This window comes from Paenibacillus sp. 4624, from assembly GCF_050435065.1.
In the GTDB taxonomy this organism is placed as follows: Bacteria; Bacillota; Bacilli; order Paenibacillales; family Paenibacillaceae; genus Paenibacillus; species Paenibacillus amylolyticus_D.
In genome coordinates this window covers 486,546-505,512 of sequence record NZ_JBNDJR010000002.1, presented here as the reverse complement: position 1 = coordinate 505,512, position 18,967 = coordinate 486,546, and the positions used below count along the sequence as shown (strand labels likewise).

Annotated in this window: 12 protein-coding genes; 3 read left to right on the top strand and 9 right to left on the bottom strand. The window is 48.4% G+C overall.

The window, feature by feature from the left end:
- Nucleotides 1–148 precede the first annotated feature (148 nt).
- The 3 genes from ABIE27_RS06570 to ABIE27_RS06560 form a co-directional block, all read right to left on the bottom strand.
- Nucleotides 149–2,731, bottom strand: coding sequence for a transcription initiation factor TFIID (locus ABIE27_RS06570; protein ID WP_429350153.1), 2,583 nt, complete (start codon nt 2,729–2,731; stop codon nt 149–151).
- A 13-nt stretch (nt 2,732–2,744) separates the two neighbouring features.
- Nucleotides 2,745–6,134: a tubulin-like doman-containing protein gene (locus ABIE27_RS06565; RefSeq protein ID WP_429350152.1), complete on the bottom strand. Its 3,390-nt coding sequence runs from the start codon at nt 6,132–6,134 to the stop codon at nt 2,745–2,747.
- Between the two features lie 288 nt (nt 6,135–6,422).
- Nucleotides 6,423–8,216, bottom strand: coding sequence for a vWA domain-containing protein (locus ABIE27_RS06560; RefSeq protein WP_123067342.1), 1,794 nt, complete (start codon nt 8,214–8,216; stop codon nt 6,423–6,425).
- A gap of 203 nt (nt 8,217–8,419) precedes the next feature.
- Between ABIE27_RS06560 and ABIE27_RS06555 the strand changes: the two genes are divergently transcribed.
- Both ABIE27_RS06555 and ABIE27_RS06550 read left to right on the top strand, forming a co-directional pair.
- The gene (locus ABIE27_RS06555; protein ID WP_151458134.1) at nt 8,420–8,629 is read left to right on the top strand and encodes a hypothetical protein; all 210 of its coding nucleotides are present in this window, start codon (nt 8,420–8,422) and stop codon (nt 8,627–8,629) included.
- Nucleotides 8,626–9,561, top strand: coding sequence for a hypothetical protein (locus ABIE27_RS06550; RefSeq protein WP_151458135.1), 936 nt, complete (start codon nt 8,626–8,628; stop codon nt 9,559–9,561). The genes ABIE27_RS06555 and ABIE27_RS06550 overlap by 4 nt, the downstream gene beginning before the upstream one ends.
- A gap of 945 nt (nt 9,562–10,506) precedes the next feature.
- Here the strand turns inward: ABIE27_RS06550 and ABIE27_RS06545 are convergent.
- From ABIE27_RS06545 to ABIE27_RS06535, 3 genes are all read right to left on the bottom strand, one after another.
- Nucleotides 10,507–12,096, bottom strand: coding sequence for a DEAD/DEAH box helicase (locus ABIE27_RS06545; RefSeq protein WP_123067344.1), 1,590 nt, complete (start codon nt 12,094–12,096; stop codon nt 10,507–10,509).
- 854 nt (nt 12,097–12,950) lie between these two features.
- Entirely contained in the window at nt 12,951–13,139 is a 189-nt protein-coding gene (locus tag ABIE27_RS06540) for a hypothetical protein (RefSeq protein WP_429350151.1), read from the bottom strand.
- A 209-nt stretch (nt 13,140–13,348) separates the two neighbouring features.
- Nucleotides 13,349–14,818, bottom strand: coding sequence for a SulP family inorganic anion transporter (locus ABIE27_RS06535; protein WP_123067347.1), 1,470 nt, complete (start codon nt 14,816–14,818; stop codon nt 13,349–13,351).
- Nucleotides 14,819–15,396: 578 nt separating this feature from the next.
- Between ABIE27_RS06535 and ABIE27_RS06530 the strand changes: the two genes are divergently transcribed.
- Nucleotides 15,397–16,023: a hypothetical protein gene (locus tag ABIE27_RS06530; RefSeq protein ID WP_123067348.1), complete on the top strand. Its 627-nt coding sequence runs from the start codon at nt 15,397–15,399 to the stop codon at nt 16,021–16,023.
- Nucleotides 16,024–16,159: 136 nt separating this feature from the next.
- On the opposite strand, the gene ABIE27_RS06525 is transcribed toward ABIE27_RS06530, so the two are convergent.
- From ABIE27_RS06525 to ABIE27_RS06515, 3 genes are all read right to left on the bottom strand, one after another.
- Nucleotides 16,160–17,830, bottom strand: a complete 1,671-nt coding sequence (locus ABIE27_RS06525) for an ABC1 kinase family protein (protein WP_429350150.1) — start codon at nt 17,828–17,830, stop codon at nt 16,160–16,162.
- Entirely contained in the window at nt 17,831–18,211 is a 381-nt protein-coding gene (locus ABIE27_RS06520) for a phasin family protein (RefSeq protein WP_123067350.1), read from the bottom strand.
- Between the two features lie 73 nt (nt 18,212–18,284).
- Complete coding sequence (locus ABIE27_RS06515; protein WP_429350149.1) at nt 18,285–18,923, bottom strand: ThuA domain-containing protein; 639 nt, start codon at nt 18,921–18,923, stop codon at nt 18,285–18,287.
- Between the last annotated feature and the right edge of the window lie 44 nt (nt 18,924–18,967).

Here is an 18,967-nt window from a genome sequence, read left to right as displayed (position 1 = left end):
CTTGATCACTGCAAACCATTCGCACGAAATATAGAAAGGCACTTCGGCTTAATCGAAGCAAGTTGAACTTCGAGATGGTTTACCTCCATACTCCCTTAACAGAATGCCCCTTCTAAACGTGCGTTGTTCTTTATGATCTTTCAGTCCGCTACCGAAGCGGAGACAGTTTCTCTTCCAGATCTGCTGGATGAAGTTCATAGCCGTTTTCGGTATAGGAATCGTAATACACCTTGCCATTACGGTACACCATAAGATCCTCCAGATGAAATCCACCCATCAAGTTGAGCTTCTCCACTCCGCTGCTGCGTTCCTCATAAACTACACCCAGCTTGTAGATGCGTGAAGTTTCCTCGGCATGTGCCGCGTAGTCCATAAAGGCACTGTGATGGTCGCCAAAAAAGTACTTCTCTTCATACCGGTGCTCTTGCGTATAGTCGAACACCCTTATTCGTACAACTGCCTGCTCTTCCAATGTGCGATACAGCCTGCGGAATAGATCATCCCGGGTCAACACATCCCGATCCCTGTACGTAATCGTCACATTAGCTCGTTGCAGTAGTTCCTCTTCAAACGACAAGCGCAGCGGTTCCGCGGAGAGCAACAAGTCACGGCAAACTTCCATTAAGCGTGAAAGCAAACGGTCACTGCCTTCCGTGGCAAGCTCATTCATGTCTCCCATGTAGCGATCTTCAAACCATACTTCCCGCCCCCGCCTTGCCTCCAGATCGGTGACCAGTTCTTCCGTTACTCTGCCGTAATACTCCATAACGTTCTGACCAATATATTCATCGGCATTAGCGATGCTCTCTTCCGCTACTTCACGCAATGTACGCTCCAGCGCTTCAAGTGAGGTTGTAACCTGACGGCTGTAGCGATGAAGTTCTTCCATTTCCGTATCATATATTCGAAGCAAATGCAGTTCATTTTCCAACCGTAGCAGGTCTACCTTGGGTTCGTATACGCGTTCCAGTAAACAATCGATTAGATTGCGCACGTTCTGCTTGTCACGGAAGAGCGCACGTTTGATCGGTTGATCCTCTACCCGCTCTTGCTGACGCTGTTCCAGCAGTGCCCGTGCGGATTCGAGCTGCATCGCTTTGTCGCGGATCAGCGCGAGCAGGGCTTCACGAACACTCCCCGGCTCCCCGTCGCTCCAGGCAGCCCACTGAAAGTAACCTACTTCAGGATACTCCGTATGAGACTGCTCGGCCTGACGGCGAAGCGCCCCCGCAGAACTGCGATCGCGCACACGCTCCTGTACTGGACGAACAACATTTTCACGAAAGTAGGCCTCCGCTCCTTCTCCATACAGCGCTCGTTCTGCTTCTCTTAAAGAGAGCGGCTTGAGTTCAGCAAAGCTGCGATTATGCGTCATAATGCCGCTCATGCCACTAACGAGGTCTTCGCTTGGCAACAGACCCTCCACTTTACGTTCCACGGAAGAGGCATCCAGTCCAAAAAAAGCCATTTTGTCCTTTATACTCCAGTCGGGTTCTTGCTGTATCCGGCTTAGCAGATAACGGTACAGATGGTACAACACGGTCAGCGCAATCGGTTTGTTCGGCCGCCTGATCTCGGCAAAACCTGCACTGGCATACCCATGCTGATCCGAGGTGGTACGGATATTATTTTTGAACGACGTATTATTGTAGGTATTCGCGCCCGTTCTGGCGATCGCAGCCCGCTCTTCATCGTTTTCCTCCTGCTTGCGGTTCTTCAGCAGACAGATGCGACAGATGATCTCGGCATTTTCGATCCAGCCACCAGGTACACCGGTGCCACGTTCGTTTTTATCCGAAAGTACGTAGACCAGATCAAACAAAGGCGCTGCGGGATGGTTGACGGGAATAGAAATTCCGTCCTCCGTCACCAGCAACTTGCCGCTGAACTTGTAATCCAACGATTGCATGTAATCCAGCTCTCGCAGAAAAGCAAGTCCTGCAGCGCTGGCATATCCAAAGGAATCGACCCGCTCCATCTCGCTAAAGAGCACATGCAGATCCGTTTGTACCGACTTGAAAGACTGTGCCAAGATGGTCTCGGCCAGCTTCGTAATCTCCGGCAACAGTACATTCAGCGGATCATCTGCCCGGGTAATGACCGTTACGTAAATTCGATCAAAGGACGAATACAGACGTCCATAATCAGCAATACGATTGCTTACCCGCCGCATCATTCGATTTAATCCAAAAAGCGCCGCTGCCGACTCGTGAAAGCTACGATGCACATCCTTGCGCAGCGTTTTGGAAGAACGCCGCTGTGACTGCAAGGTGGAGAATGGTAAACGGTGGTATGTGACCTGAGCGTTTTCATAGGATGACTCGGCCCCGTAACCTGATTTTGCTTTTTCCTGATTGTGAGACGAATTCGTTGCATTCACTGCATCTACTGGATTCAATGCGTTTGAAGCATTTGGAGGACTCGAAGCACTCGATGCATTTCCCGCATCGGCTTCATTCGATGCATCATCTGTCCCAATGTGCACGTACACTACACCGTCTTCGTTATCCCACTTCAACTCGTTAATATCATGCACAGCAGACACCGCAGGTTTCACCAGATCACCAACAAAAAGGAACAGCGCCGGGTAATGGATGCTGCTGCGTCCATCCCCTTGGCTTCCTTGGCGTTCCTGTTCTACGGCGTAACGGGCAGCATACTTGTGAAGCTCACGCTTTAGTGTGTGTTGCATCCCGTTTTCTTTTTGCTGCATATTCATTGGTACATTCATACCATCAGCCACCTTATTTCAGCCTTCTGCGAATATCGTTCAGCTTCGACGACATCGTTCTGTAGAACTGGTAGATGTCTTCTCCGTTCGCGAGTTCTACCCGTTCATACTCCAAACGATCACGTGACTCCATAAACAGTGCCGCCAGATCATCCAGCTTGCTCAGGAGCGGTGTAATATCCTCGGAAGCGGTCAGGTCGTTGTCACGACGCGAGGATTTGCGCAATAATGTACTGCGATCCTTCTCGGACAGGCCGCGGAAGTTGCCAAACACTTCATACTCAGCAAAATTACGGCTCTTCATCAGGTTGGCAAACGGCTCCCAAGCGTCCTCTTCCGGATCACGGTCGTAGACATAGAGCGCACCCTTTTTAACAATCGTATCGGTATAGAGTGCTTCGATGAAGCGGTCATACCACTGCTCTTCGTCTTGATACTGTGCGAGAATGCCTTCCAGTTCAGCCACTTTCGCAGTGATCGCATTCATCTTCGCCAGTTCTTCACGTACTCGCGCGATGAGCTGCGGAGAGCGTACAAGGTTCTCTTTCGCCATATCCTCATTAATACTTCCGAAAATATCCTTCGTATCCACACGCGGCAAACCTTCAGATTGCAGACGTTTCAGTTCAATGACCGCACGTTTCACTTCCCCGAGATTCGGTGCGTTCGACGTCAGACGCATGTCATATGCACTCAGTTTGGCGGACAGATCGAACGGTTCCGTTGTAACAATCGCATAGCGGTTGCTTGTATTTTCATCCACGGATTTGGCAGTAACAATGTTATAACCGAGCGCCTGTTCAAATTCATTGCGAACCCTTGCGTTGTACTGCTTCACGCGGGCGTTCTCGTACACATCTCCCCAGGATTTTTCCGGGATTGGAGATGGCAGATACGTCCAGTTGTTTTTCTCCGTCTGCACTAGGTGGCGTCCAATACCCTCTTTGTCCAAAATCGTGCGTTCGTAGCTCTCTTCATAAACCTTGAGCGGTGTGTATACAAAGAGCGGTACCCCATTGCGCGTATTCAGCCAGAAGATCCGGTTTCGTACTTCACTCTCTTTAACGGTAAAGTGCGATTTGCCCACAGCATTGTTCTGGTAGTTGCGAATCCCTTTCAGTATACCCGGAGCCTGTGCTGGCACGGATACAAATCCCCAGGAAGGAAAGTGTAGACTGCCTGTGCTGTTGCTCAGATTAAATACCGGAACGGCCTCGTCATCCAGCTTGCCTGCGATAAAACGTTCCACGAATTTCTCAACGGACTCGTCTTTCCCATATTTGATCACCAGGAAATCCTCCATGGAGCGGGTAATGAGATCACCGAATTTTTCACTTAGGAAATCAGAGATGGAGCTGACAATATCAATCTCATTTTCCTTCACCCACTGGCTGGAATTCTCCAGCAGCTCACGCGAGAAGTCGCGGATGAGATCGTCCGTGTCGCGTTTGTCCAGCAACCCGTCCACCACGCTCACGATATCCGGTACACTTACCACGTTCCAATAATACGTTTTGTTGCCTTTGTGATCGGTTTGCTCTTCGCCGCGTGTCAGCAGATCGCCGTTCTTGGCAAAGATAGAGCCGAGTGCATTCAGCGTCTCGGAAAATACGTTATAAATGCGGCTGTTCTCTTGATTCAGCAGTTCATACAAATCTTCATAGAACTCAATCATCTGGTCGTTGCGTTCCACATCAGCGTGCAACCAGTATTCATGAATCTTCGCTTCTATATATGCATTCTTTTTCTTCTCTTTGGAGACAAAAGCGCTCTTTGCATCGCCAAGCTTCTCTTCGGATTGCTCCTGAGCCGCTTCAATATCACGTGGAATGCGGAATGCATTTTCGCGCAGCGTTTCGATGTACGACTGAATCATTTTCAGTACACAGAATCCTTTTTCGGTATAAATCAAACGAGAGACATAGAACGGCCCCTGTTCAGGATGCAAAAACATACGCCGGATCTGCTCGGTAAACTGACCCGCAATCTCACCCGGAAGCTGTTTCTTCGCCTTGATATATTCCTCACGGGCACGTGCCAGGAAGTTCTGTTCCAGCTCCGTATCCATGTTGACCACCTGAGATTTCACCACGTTGCTATAGGACAGGCGTTCGCTGTTCTGGTAACCCGGCAGTGGTTCAGGTACGCGGGATTCGAAGGATTTAACTACACTTTCGAGATCAATACCCAGCTTGCGTGCAAACTTCTCGGTATCCTCCTGATTCGGTGCTTTGGAGAACATGGTGCTCATTTTGTCGAACATCCGGTATGCCAGATATGTTGTCATCTCTTCAATCGGCAGTACAGCCGAAGAAGCACCGATGATGTTGTAGTCATAGTTGGCCGGGTACACTTTGTTCATCTGTGCGATGTTGGTGCGAATGTTACTGATGTAGTCATGGATCGCAAATTCCTCACCAGACTGCTTCTCTTCACTGGAGATAAAGTTGGTGATATTCTCTGCCGTAACGTTCATGCAGTAGTCGTAGGCATTCTCAAGCAATTTGCCTTCCGTATTCGTCGCCGAAATCAGATGACACAGGTTGAATGGCGGCAGCGGTGAGTTCACGGCCAAAATGTTGCCGTACTTCTGTGTAAACCGCTCACCGCGGCTGTCCACGTTCATCCAGTAATCCAGCTCTTTGAGCGCGGCATACCCGTTCTTGCGAATATATTCGCGCGTATGCTCGCTCAGGCTTTTATTAGACAGGTTCACGTCAGGCGTGAACAGGTAACCGAGCGTGTTGACACGGTCAATCCCGGCAGAGCCGTGATCCCGCTCAATGATGCCACGCACGATATAGGAAATATCGAGGAAGCAGCCGCTGCCTGTACCACCGGACAATCCGGTGAGCAGAAATACCATCAGTTTTTTGTTCGTGCCTACGGATAACGTTTTGATTTTTTTATCGATGGCCTGTACCACTTGATTGATCTTCGTAAACAGAAGCAAACGTCCGGCCTGACGCACCCCTGCGGCTCCGTTCATACCGTCCGTGATGCTCAGTTCCGGAGACAGCCAGTCTGTAATATACGGCTCCAGCACGCTGCGGTTCTGCAAAAGGCCGCCAATCTCGGCATTCGAAAGCAGTACAAATTCGTTGATCGGATCAAGGCCGATGCCTCTGTACTTCTTCGCGCGATCCTGTTCGTTCGTCTCAAACGCCAGAAATTCAACGTTGTCCGGCTTCTCCATCTTTTTCTTGGACACCGGGTCTTGCGGCAGCTTGAAGCGGCGATTAATCTGGTATTTCAGACGCAGCAGCGCGTCAATCCCCGTTCCGCCCAAACCGATAATCAGAATCGGGTTATCAATCGTATCGACCCTGATTTTCTCACTGACGATACCCCCGCCCAGTGATACATCCAGTTGCTGAATATGTTCTCTAACAATCGGTTTCATTCAATATCCTCCCTTAGTAAACCAGTTGGGCCACAACTCATTACACTTGCCACTCCGATGACAGAGTAACCTTCGATCGCTGTTATCCTCAGATTTTCTTGATTCCCTTTCTAAAGGGAAAAATCTGAGGATAAAGGCGAACGCTCCGCTTCTTCAGGTTTTCTCTGTCCTCTCCGTTAACGTGTAAACAATTAGCCCAACTTATATTGGTATTCCTTTAAATCAAATCATGCATTTAAAACAAATAATCAATTTAAACAATTTAAACCTATACACCGAACAATCACGTTACACCAAATACTCAATCAAAATCGTTTTATCCGCCTGTTGCAGCGGGATGCTCAGTCGATCACCGTTCTTCAGTTCAACGCCTGAGCTTGCATCCACCGCACGGCCGGATTTCTCCATCGTACCTCCTGCGGTATTGCGGATGATCAATCGGTCCCCATTGCCAGGGGTAAATGTATATTTTTCCGTTTCCTTCAGTTCAGGGTCAAGCTGCAGCAATTGATGCAGGTGGAACTTGCCTCGGAAGGATGCCAGCTTTTTGTATTGCGGATAGGACTTGTCACCGGTGTTCTCATCGCGGATCTCTACGATAATCTGACCGACAAAGCCGCGGTTTTTGCGTTTTAGCCAGCCCATCAGGAACCAGCCGCACGCCGCCACCACAATGAGGGCAATCGCACCCAGTATGACAGGCAACCAAGGGAACGGCTTGTCATTCGCAGCAGCTGGCGTTGTCGGTTGTGCCTGATTTCCGCCTGTGCCCCCTGCGTTGATGACGATTGGTGCACTTTCACGGTAGAAGCTGTCTTCCTCTGCACGGATGACCAGCTCATAGTTGTGATTGTCCGGCAATTCAAAGGTTCCGGCAAAACCGGAGCCCGTGTTCTTGAGCGGTTGCTCTTCGCTCTTGCCTGTGTCCTTGTCATTCACGATCAATGTGGCCTTCATGTCCGCATACAGGTCATTATCCTGTAACGGCTGGCCGCCATTTTCCAGTCTCGCTGACAGGTCGATCTTGTCGCCTTTCGTATAGGACTTGGTCTTAATTGGGTCCGCAACGAGTTGAAGATCGTAGTTAAACAGCAAGTTGATATCAATGCTGTCTTTTGGAGCGCCTTTTACCCGAAGCTTCCAGTCGCCCTCCTGAGGTTTCAGCAGCTTCACAAGCGAATAACTTTTGGAGGTAGATAGCTTGGCCTCATTCGAGTTCAGGTTTACGTTCTTGCCAGAAGGATCGGTTAACTGTACCTGTACCGGCTTCGAGGACATGATGGAAATATTGGCTTCCAGCACGCTGTCATTCGGCACATTCACGGTAACTTCCTGATAACTGCCGTTTCCGGTTACAGAAGGCAGCTTCACAACATTAAGCTTGGCATGATCGGCAAAAATTTCACTTAAAATCTGCGGCAGATCATCCGGTGTATCGGTAATAAACGACTTGCCTTTTGTTTGTTTGGCAAGGTCTGCAAGTGCATTTTTGTTCAGCTTGCCATCGGCATTCAGTCCGATCGTGTAGACTGGAATGCCTTTCGCTTGCGCGTCCTTGACGGCTTTCGCCAGATCCGCGTCCGACTCGGCCTGGGTGCGTCCTTTGCTTTTGTTAAAATCGTTATTGCCATCCGCCAGCAGTACAATCATGGGCGAGTGCGACGGGTCTGCGCCATGGTTCAATATGTTCATGGCTTCCCCGACACCTACGGATATATCGGTGTACGGGCCTCTGCCAAGCTGGTCGATAAAGTCTTTCAGATTGCTTTTATCTGCGGCAGACTGAATTTCAAGCATTGCCTTTTCTCGCTCCACCTGATCGGTGTAAGCCACGATACCTACTTTATCGCCGACGGTAGGCAGCATATCTATAAACATTTTCATCGCTTCGTTACTGATCTTGTCGCGATCACTTGTATTCATTGAGTTGCTGACATCGGCTACAAGCACCGCGTCAATTCCACTCGTCTGTGCCTGAGCCGCTTCCGCTTGAGGAAGCATTGCCGAAGGCAATAACAAGGTTAGTAATGCGAGCAGAACCAGAGTTCCGCTGAGCCAGCGTATTTTGCGTGTCCGCAGCATGGGATGTACTCCTTCACGTTTGAGATTAAAATGCGAATAGTTTATTATAGGCGTCAAGCCTTAAGGAAATCTTAACAGTCTTCTAATAAAATCTGAAAAGCACCCCTATTCTGAGTTACAATTTTGTAATGTCTGACAAAAATCGACGATTTTAGGGCTTTTGTTGGAAGTGAAATTCCAACTATGGAAATATGATATAGCTATTGCCAACAAACCGCAATATAACAGCGCTTGATCTTCAAGCCTTAGAAAGGGACGGAATTATGGTTACATACGTATGCCTCGCCATATTGTTTCTTTTTGTTATTGTCAAGGTGATCACGTTTCAGGTTCGAAGGCGCAAACCCGTCTCCCGCGAAGACACCGATCGCACGTTATACAACATTCTGAATGGTGGGCGTGATGGAGCATGAGTAGTACGAAAAAAGTAGTATCCATCCGGCCTTTCTATCGAACGACATATGCCTATCAAAAGTTGCATATCTGCAAGCGCTGCGGGCAATATACCTGCCTCTGGGAAGATCAGTGCACTTCCTGCGGACGCAGCACACTTGTCACTGTCGAGGAGAAAGCAAGTTCCCGAGTAAAGCGCAGGATGGTCCGTGATGCTTTCTTTGTTCTCTTGATCGGCGCCGCAGCTACTTATTTCGGTGAAACGCTGGACCAGTCTATGATCGCTGCTACAGTGACGCTGTTACTGCTCGGAGGCCTGATTTTCATGCAGCAGCGCTCATTCCAGATTGAACAGCGACGCGAGATGAGACAGTTGCTGCGACTGGATGAAGAGATCATTCGCCAAGGGATCAATCGAAACTGGGCGCTTGTTGCCGAAGCGCGAAAAGAAGACGAGGCACTCGCCTATGAGATGTTGCGCGAGATCGGCTCTCTGATCTATAACGACCGAATTCGGCTGCAACAGATCGCGTTACTGCAATCCTTCGTGTTACGGAGCGATATGGACCTGCAACTTAAACCGCTATTGCTCCAGAACTTCGAGCGACTGCTCGCCGAGTATATTGGCGAAATTGCGAGGCTGAAGCCGGAATTGATCCGTGAAGACGCGATTCGGTATATCGCCACATACGAGGTTCATATTTTACAATTGCATAATGGCATCCAGATTCTGACCGCCGTGGCGGCCGCTGCCGTGCGTAAGAGCAAATATATTGAGCTGTTTCCCAGCCTGATCACCCGCTATGCGCGCTTCATGTCCAAAGATCGGTTCATGCGTCTCTATCATACGATCGAACGTTATCCAACCAAGGCACGCGGTGGACTCGCGGAGTCCGTCGGACGAGTGTACAACGAGAAGTACCGGGATCAGTACGCTGATGTTCGTGGGTGACTGTCTGTGCAACAAGCCAGTCTATATCGTAAGCGGTGAGCGAACAACCCGCGCGTTTGCATGGACACCAGCGCACGGCTGGAACCAGTTGCGTTGCTTGTCTATGTGAAAGTGGGCGCACCGCATGTAATAACCTGTTACCCGTAAGTGAAATAATGCAAATCAGCTCCCTAACTATAGACGAACGGTACACCGAGCTTCCCTGCATTCTTGATGACTTAGCAGCAAGATATCGTGCCATCTTTTAATCATATAAGTTTTAAACTAAAAACACCCCGTCCTTAGGTCTAGGATGAGGTGTTTTGTCGTTATGGTTCATATTATGCAGATCTAACGATCACAGGTGAACTTATTTACCCCATATCAGCACGCTATGAATTCTAACGATCTCCAGGGGGCTTATTTCGCTGAAATTGCCTTCATTCCACCTCCATTTGTGACTTTTTCGTCAAATAGCATCTCTCCTGAGCGTTAGAATTTTTTACTCTTCAAAAAAGCCCAAATATGGTTTCTCGTGATCGTTAGCGCTCGGGGAATGGAATAAAACGGTAGTTTGGTGAGGTTAAAAGCTGACTAATCTGTAATGTGATAGAAGGCGAGTGTCGCGGCAGTTGAAGATAATCATATGGTAACATTGAGGTAATAAATGGACTAACTTGCAGCCATATCACAACAAAACTAGCAGTAGTGGAGCCATCATAGCGTGTTGACTGTATAACGAGTGAAGGCTGGAATGCGGTTCACATCGTGTGAATAAGTGCATGTGCATTCTGATTGTAAAAAAGGGCCGCGACGTGCTTCCGTCGCGACCCTTGGTTCGAGCGTTCGGTACGATGACGTACCCGAACGCTCTTGATATGAGCCATGCGGCACCCGCTGCTGCGGTGGCATGGCCATGATGCTTCTAACGCAATATGCGGCTGCATCGCCGCTTGCGCCAGTGCGTTACCGCCCGCGACGAGAATCGCGGCGGTCGCCCCTGCTCGGACCGCGTCCTGCGGAGTCCGAGCGGCCCGAACCAGTGCCGCCGCGCCCAGCGGTGCGCTTGTCGGCGCTGCGGCCAGCCCAGCCGCTGCTGCTGCGCTCTTCGCCGCGGCCTATTCCACCGCGGCCGCCTTGGCTTGTGCCGCGGCTACTACTGCTGCGGCCTTGGCTTGCTGCACCGCGACTGCTGTCGCTGCTACGCGCCGAACCGCGACTCGCGCTGCGTTCATCGCCGCTACGGCCGCCACTGCGTCCACCGCTACGGCCACCTTCGCCTCCGCGTGATCCACGACCGCCACGTCCGCCATCTCGGCGGTCGTTACGACCTGCACCGCGACGGGCACTGCCTGTCCCGGCAGTACGACCGCCGCGCTCATCATTGCCCTCGCTATTAATAACGCGGCGAGAAGCTCCCGTAGAAGCAACCGGGCCTTCGCTTGTCCATTGAATGCGATTCAGCTTCTGATTCGTACCTTCCTCGATCCGAGCAAGTTCCGGTCTGTCGTGCTGGGTCGCAAACGTCACGGCAAGACCCGTTCCACCTGCCCGGCCTGTACGACCGATACGGTGAATATAGCTTTCCGCATCATGAGGCATATCGTAGTTGAATACGTGGGTAACCCCTTCAACGTCCAAACCGCGTGCGGCGACATCGGTAGCCACAAGGATTTGCAGCTTCGCATCACGGAATGCCTTCATGACATTCTCTCGCTTGGATTGGGACAAATCCCCGTGAAGCTCGTCGCTTTCGTATCCCGCTTCGCGCAGATCTTCGTTCAGCTTCGAAGCACGGCGCTTCGTGCGGCAGAAAATAATCGCCAAATACGGGCGATACGTATCAATCATACCCCGAAGTGCATCAAACTTGCCGCGATCTGTACATTCCAGCACCTGCTGGCGAATCTGATGAATCGGGATCACGGACTTGGAGGAAACCTTAACGTCCTCTGGGTCTTTCATGTAGTTCTTCGCCAGAACACGGATGCCCTTAGGCATCGTAGCCGAGAACAGCATCGTTTGACGTCTATGCGGCAATTCTTTCAAAATCGTTTCTACATCGTCCAAGAAGCCCATGTGTAACATCTGATCCGCTTCATCCAGCACCAGTTTTTTTACATTATCGAGCTTCAAGGTGCCACGGCGCAGGTGATCCAGAAGGCGACCTGGTGTTCCTACAACGATCTGCGTTCCGTTTTGCAGCTTGCGCAGCTGCTTTTCTACATCCTGTCCACCATATACAGCAAGCACATGCAGCTTGTCATCATTTGCCGTAAGTTTCTTGGCTTCTTCCGTAATCTGCAATGCCAGCTCACGCGTAGGCGCGATAATCAGTGCCTGCGGAGAGCGGTCGGATACGTTAATTTTCTGAATAATCGGTAGCAAAAAAGCCAGCGTTTTCCCTGTGCCCGTCTGCGCCTCGGCGATGATATCACGTCCACCCAGCAGTACGGGAATGGAACGCTCCTGTACTGGAGTCGGCACGGCGATGCCCTGATGTTTCAGCACCTCGCACCATTCCGGGCGAATGCCCAGTTGTTCAAAGTTTGCCAATCGTTACACCTCTGTATATTCATTTAGATAAATTCATTTCATAGAAGACCTCAGCTACCTGGAAATGCATAGGCATCCCCGTCTGAACTTGATTGAGTCTATGTCATTGTCTGAGTCGGCATACAAGCCTGCTATTGGCGTCCGTGTGCCCGAGTTCTGCATCTGAACCTGCTTATTTACTCCAATCACATCTGTAGCTGCAGCACACATCCTGTAAGTCCACACTAGTTTTCCTGAATTCAACTCTGATTATGAAATGAATTTTTAAAAAGCAATCATTCCGTTGCTCTTCTTCTCCATACCCTGTAGTTTACACGTTCATCCAGCAAAACAAAAGCGAAACCATACCACCATGCCAACTTGTAGCATAAATGTATCTTAAAATGCGAACGTTTTTGTTCATATAGTCTACGAGGTGCATATAGGCGGGACATAGGAAGAACAGGAACTTGAGGGTATGTTTTTCCCACGTCAAGCCACATCAACCCACGAAAGATTCTAACGATCACCACAGACCTTATTTGCTCCAAATAGGCCTTGTCCAGATTCTAACGGTCACCAGGAACCTTATTTCATCAAATATCGCTGAAATTGACCTCAAAAGAAGCAAAATCAGTGAAATAGCGTCTCTGGTGATCGTTAGAAATGAGAATGACCTAAATCTGCTTAAATAAGCTCTCTCCTGATCGTTAGTGCTCACAGCTACAAAAAAAGCGGCTCCCCCGGCAAAACCGCAAGGAGACCGCTGCATATCAATACTGTCTAGCGTTATCTATAGTTTATAGCCTATTACCTTTAGCCTTTTCAAGGCTTACCGCTACATAACTACTGTTCCAAGCTCCACCTGTTACCTGTTACCTGTTACCTGTTACCTGTAACTGTTTCTGCGCAACGATCACCCAGCGATATTCCTGGTAGGCTTGGCCGCATGGCTGAGCATCTTGATGCGCCAAACTCATTACACCGCGCGTTACACCGCGCGCAAGAAGATGTAAGCGGTGCGACAAGCTAACGACCGATATCGTTGCTGTTAGAGCTTCCATCTCGCTCTATTGTCATCTCCAGCTCGTTCGCATCGCAGTCCGCTATTTCTAGCTTACTTGCCACCTGTTGATGTTGTAACGTTCAGATACCAATACCATTTTGGAACAAGTTACTTAAACGTTACGCTTTACTTGAACTTTACACTTCGCTTTAACTTTACGCCTCACCCGAGCCTTACATGAGCTTTACACTTCACTTCACTTCAGCTTTATGCTCCGTGTCCGCCCGTACCGGTACTCGCACCTGAAACCTTAAATCCGCTATGCTCCAGCAATCGGGTGCTTTCCTCGTTTAATCCACGCAGATGCACGGTTTTGCCAAGCTTCGCGTATTTGAATTTTACTTTGCCAATCGCCACAACAGCCGTGTTGTCCCAGATATGCGAGCCGCCAAAGTCAATGGTGATGTCCTGCGGATCGGTTTCCGCATCGAATTCATCCACGAAATGGGACGAGGAACCGAAGAAGAATGGCCCGTGTACACGATACACTTTCTGTCCTTGCTCTTCGCTAGACTGTACGCGAATTTTGGTCTGTTTCCAGCCGAAGTGCAACACACTGAGCACGACGCCAACCATTACACCAAGCGACAGGTCATGTGTGTAAACAACGATGGCTACCGTCACCACCATAACGATCGCTTCAGCGCGTGGGACGCGGGCTATATTTTTCACAGAACTCCAGTCAAACGTACCAATACACACCATAAACATCACGCCAACCAGCGCTCCCATCGGTACCTGCTTCACCACACCGCTCAGAAGCAATAATAAAATCGCCAGGAACGCACCTGCCGTAAATGTCGACAGCCTGCCGCGTCCACCCGATTTCACATTAATGACGGACTGTCCGATCATCGCACAGCCACCCATCCCGCCAAACAACCCGTTCACAAAGTTTGCAATCCCCTGACCACGCACCTCGCGGTTTTTGCTGCTTTTGGTTTCAGTCATTTCATCCACAATGGTCGCGGTCAAAAGGGACTCCAGCAAACCGACAAGTGCCATCGTAAACGAATACGGCAACAGGATCATTAGTGTATCCCATGTCCACGCAATATTCGGCAGATGGAACATCGGCAATGTGCTTGTCAGATTGCCCATCTGACCTACCGTTTTGACATCGAGGTGAAAGACCACCGTAATAATAGTCATGATAATGATTGCAACCAGCGGAGCCGGAGCACCTTTGAAAAAACGCGGTAAAATATAGATAATAGCCAGCGTCCCCGCCACCATCGCATACATGATCCAGTTCGCTCCCGTAAAGTGGGTGAGCTGCGCCATAAAGATCAGGATCGCTAGTGCATTCACAAATCCGGTCAACACCGAATGAGGCACAAACGTAATGAATCGTCCTACTTTAAATAGGCCTAAAATAAACTGAATGATGCCCGTCAGAATGGTCGCCGCAAAAAGATACTCCACGCCATAGTCCTTGACGAGCCCCACCATCAATACGGCCATAGCTCCTGTTGCTGCCGAGATCATGCCCGGTCTGCCGCCCGCAATCGAAATGACGATCGCAATCGTAATCGACGCGTATAACCCCACCATCGGATCTACACCTGCAATGATGGAGAACGCGATCGCTTCCGGAATCAGCGCCAGTGCTACGGTAATTCCTGCGAGCACATCTCCGCGGATATTGCCAAACCACTGTTGTTTTAACGTATTCATATGTTGTTGCTTTGCCTCCTAGATTTGTCCCTCAAATTAACAATTAAATGAAGATTGACGGATGCCATTCACGCAGATGTAATCAACCAATAACTATCGAAAAATTGACATATTATCTTTGCTCATTAAGACATTTTACACTCACTCATTCTCCTAGACAATCAAAAATAACATAACCAAAAATTCCAAAAACAAACTTCTTTCTAAAACTAATACCCTAATTATTTATTGAACTCCTAAGGAGAATAAGGTAATATTTAGGATAAATAAAAGTATAAGGAAGCGGAGTTTTAGTATATTTTTTCAGAAAAAGTTTATTGATTCAAATAAAAACTCAAGACAAGGAACAGTTGACTATGTTCCTGCAAATGGTTATTCGGCTATAAAAGTTGAGCCAGCACCTAACTATAATAATAATTCATTTATTCAGAATAAAGCTTATCAAAACTACTTGCAGGGCAAGAAGTATACCGATGAAGATTGGACAAGATAATAATTTCTGATTTTACCATAACAGATCTGCATAAATTAGCAGATCTGTTATTCTTATTAAGAATACTAAAAACGGAGGTATGACTTTGAATTCACGCTTAATTAACTCGATAATTGGCTTCTGTATTGTATTCTTATTGGTCGGCTGCACTGCAAATACGGAAGGGACAGAAGACAAACCTAAATCCGATCATATCATTTATTCTCAAGAGTATACGAAGGAACTCAAAGCCATAGAAAAAAACATGCTTGAGAATCCTGAAGTATTCCGTGAAACTTCAAATGAAAATTACAAAATTTCTGCAACTGTTAATTTAAGTGTTCAAGATGGGGTTGAAAGAATGGTATATGAAATTTTCGTTAAAGACCCTAAGATTAAATTTGAAGATCTTAAAATGAGTTTTAACTTGAATCCAGATATGTTACAAAGGATTAATACGAGTAATATTTTTGAAAGTAATGTTTTGAATGATGCCCCCCTCACAATCTCTACTGATAGTGAAACTACTGGAGCTAGTCTATTTAGAGCTTTTTTACTTGATAAATCAAAATTGGATAAAGAAACTCTTAATCTGTATAAAGATATGTTTGTGAAAATATCCTATGTAATTGATGAGAAAGTCCATCAAGATTTTTTCAAACTTCAAGCAACTCCTTCGGAAGAGATACAAACCTATTTAAAAGAAGCATCTTCAGAAGATCAAAACAAATAATCGATTATAAAGCACATTACGATAAACAGACTATACTCATAAAAATAAGTCCACTTAATGAATCTGAACAAAGTGGAAATTATAAAAAATCCGACATTTCATTTTTAAGAATGATTGTCGGATTTTTATGTTTTTTCTAAAACCTGCCTGATTTAAAAATCGAGTACAGTAAGAACGCCACCATGAGGATCGCCACGAGAAAACCAATCTCAATCACCGGAATATCCCACAGCATCGTGGATTGGTGACTAATCGAAGAACCGATAATAAGTCCAACCATGATGATACAGAAGGCGAGCAGCACAATGCTGAACGATAAACGATTGCTGATCTGATCCAGCCTGCGCATGAGTGACTCTAATTCGGGTACGCTGATCTCCAGTCGCAGCTTGCCTTTGCTGATGATGGAGGACAACTGCCGCAGCTGCCCTGGCAAACCAATGACACTTTCGGCCATGTCTGCCGCACTGCGAAACAGCCGATTTTTGATCCGACCCGCGCTAAAACGTTCCTTGAGCAGCTTCCGCCCGAACGGCTCCGCCATATCCACAATGCTTAAAGTAGGATCTAGATGTTCAATGACCCCCTCCATCGTCAGCAAGGATTTGCCCATCAGCAGTATATCTGCGGGCATGACAACCCTGTGTTTCTGGGCAATGCCAAACAGATCGTTGAGCGCCTGTCCTACACTGATTTTGGAAAAAGGAATATCGTAATATTTCGTTCGAAGTTTGTCCAAATCCACATGAAGCGCACGTGCATCCATGTCATCCGGCATCATGCCGAGCTTCTCAATAGCACGGATCATACTATCCGTATCCTTACGCATCAGCCCGATAATAAGCGAGGCAAGTTGCTGCTTCATCTCATCACTCAGACTGCCCACCATGCCGAAGTCAATGAAAGCCAGTCGCCCGTCCTTCAGCACCATCAGATTGCCCGGATGCGGATCGGCATGGAAGAAACCATGCATAAAAATCTGATTGAGCAGCGCATCCACTAGCCGCTCGGCAATATTGTTCAGATCATGACCACGCTTCACCAGTTCATCCCGATTGTTTAGCTTAATACCTTCGATATACTCCATGGTCAACACACGTGATGAGGTTTGATCCCAGTAGATTACCGGAATCTTCACTTTGCTGTCCTGCTGATATTGCTGTGCAATCTTTTCTGTATTACGGCCTTCCACCGTATAGTCCAGTTCTGCCATCAGAGCCTGAGCATACTCTTCCACCATCTGCGGAATCTGGTATTGTTTCACCCAATCCCAACGTTTCTCTGCCATCGCAGTCAGTTCACGCAGAATGTCCAGATCACGCTGCACAATCCGTGATATGCCTGGGCGCTGGATTTTGACCGCTACGGCTTCTCCGCTCTGAAGTTTGCCCAGATGCACCTGACCAATACTGGCTGCGGCCACCGGGATATCCTCGAACCGGGAAAAGATCTCTTCCAGCGGTGTATCCAATTCCTGTTCCAAAATACCCCTTGCCGTCTCTGACGAGAACGGCGGAACCTGATCCTGCAATTTGACGAGTTCCCGAATAACCGATTCAGGTAACAGATCTGCCCTTGTGCTTGCAAGTTGCCCCAGCTTAACAAAAGCTGGCCCCAGCTCCTGCAACACCAGCCTGATCCGTTCGCTTAACGTCTTGGTGGGTTGCGCTTCACGCGACATCCACCGTCTGGGCAGAGCGAGGAGCTGGAATAACCCCAGCTCCTCGACCATATAACCGAAGCCATGACGCACCAGCGCCATGGCAATTTCCCGGTATCTGCCGACATGTTTGATCCGCACAGCCATCTATTCGATCTCGTTTCCTTTGAGAGGAGGTGAGTCTTCACTTGGAGCCGGGGATTCATCAAGTTGAAGCTGAGGTGTCTGATGCATCTCGGCCAGCTTTTTTTCCAAAACCGCAACACGCTGTTCCAGACTTGTCACATCACTTTCAGAAGCCACACCAGCTTCCTGAAGCACACGTTTGACCTGCTCCTGAATGACACGTTTCAGCTGGCCCTGCTCTTCTTCACCACGTTCCAACAATCGTTCTACAAACGCTTTGGATTCTCCAGGCGCAAGCTTCCCGCGCTCCACAAGATCATCCACCGTTTTCTCAATCTTTTCTTTGCTGACTACCGTGAGACCAAGCCCTAACGAGAACGCCTTCTTGAACAAATCGCTCATCTTATTCATCCTCCTCTTCGGTTGTCTATATATTACACCTGTTAAACCTCGACATGCAAAAAGGAGAGCTTCCTTACACGTACCGTGCTGCCCATTTGCCTGCTTGCAAAACTAATCGACGATATGTTTCATTCGCAAAGGATGGAACAGAATGCCCAGGCATCAGGTAAACCATTCGCCCGAGTCCATACTTATGTGCCCAAGCTGCCGGTTTCGGCCCCTCTTTAGACTGATATTGCAGCAAAATTTTAGTCTCGGTAAATGAACCGAACTCGAATTCATAAGGTTCTTCTTCCATCGTAAAACCGGAAATGCCCTCCGTCACGGGATGGCTCTCTTCCGTCACCGTGAACTCCAGCGGCGCATACGGCGGGTGATGAAGAAATTTGGCGCCAATCATCTGTTTGATCTCATTTCGACTCTGAAGCGAGATGCCATTATGTAAGATGACCAGTCCGCCCCCGTTACTTACATAAGACAACAGACCTGCTGTCTGCTGCGGGGAGACTTTGCCTCTCCAATCGTCCATGTATGAGATACACACATCAAATCCCGAAATATTTTCATGAAGCAGCATGTTGCGATTTTCACTGCACTGAACCGTAATCGTATCTTGAAAAATCCGGCTAATCTCCGCATCTACCCCTTGTAGCGGATGCCAGTCCGGATGTGTATAATCTCCAATTAAAAGTGCCTTTTTGCGATGATCCATTATAATCATCTCCTATCTTCTAATCTTGTTCGTTTAGATTCGTC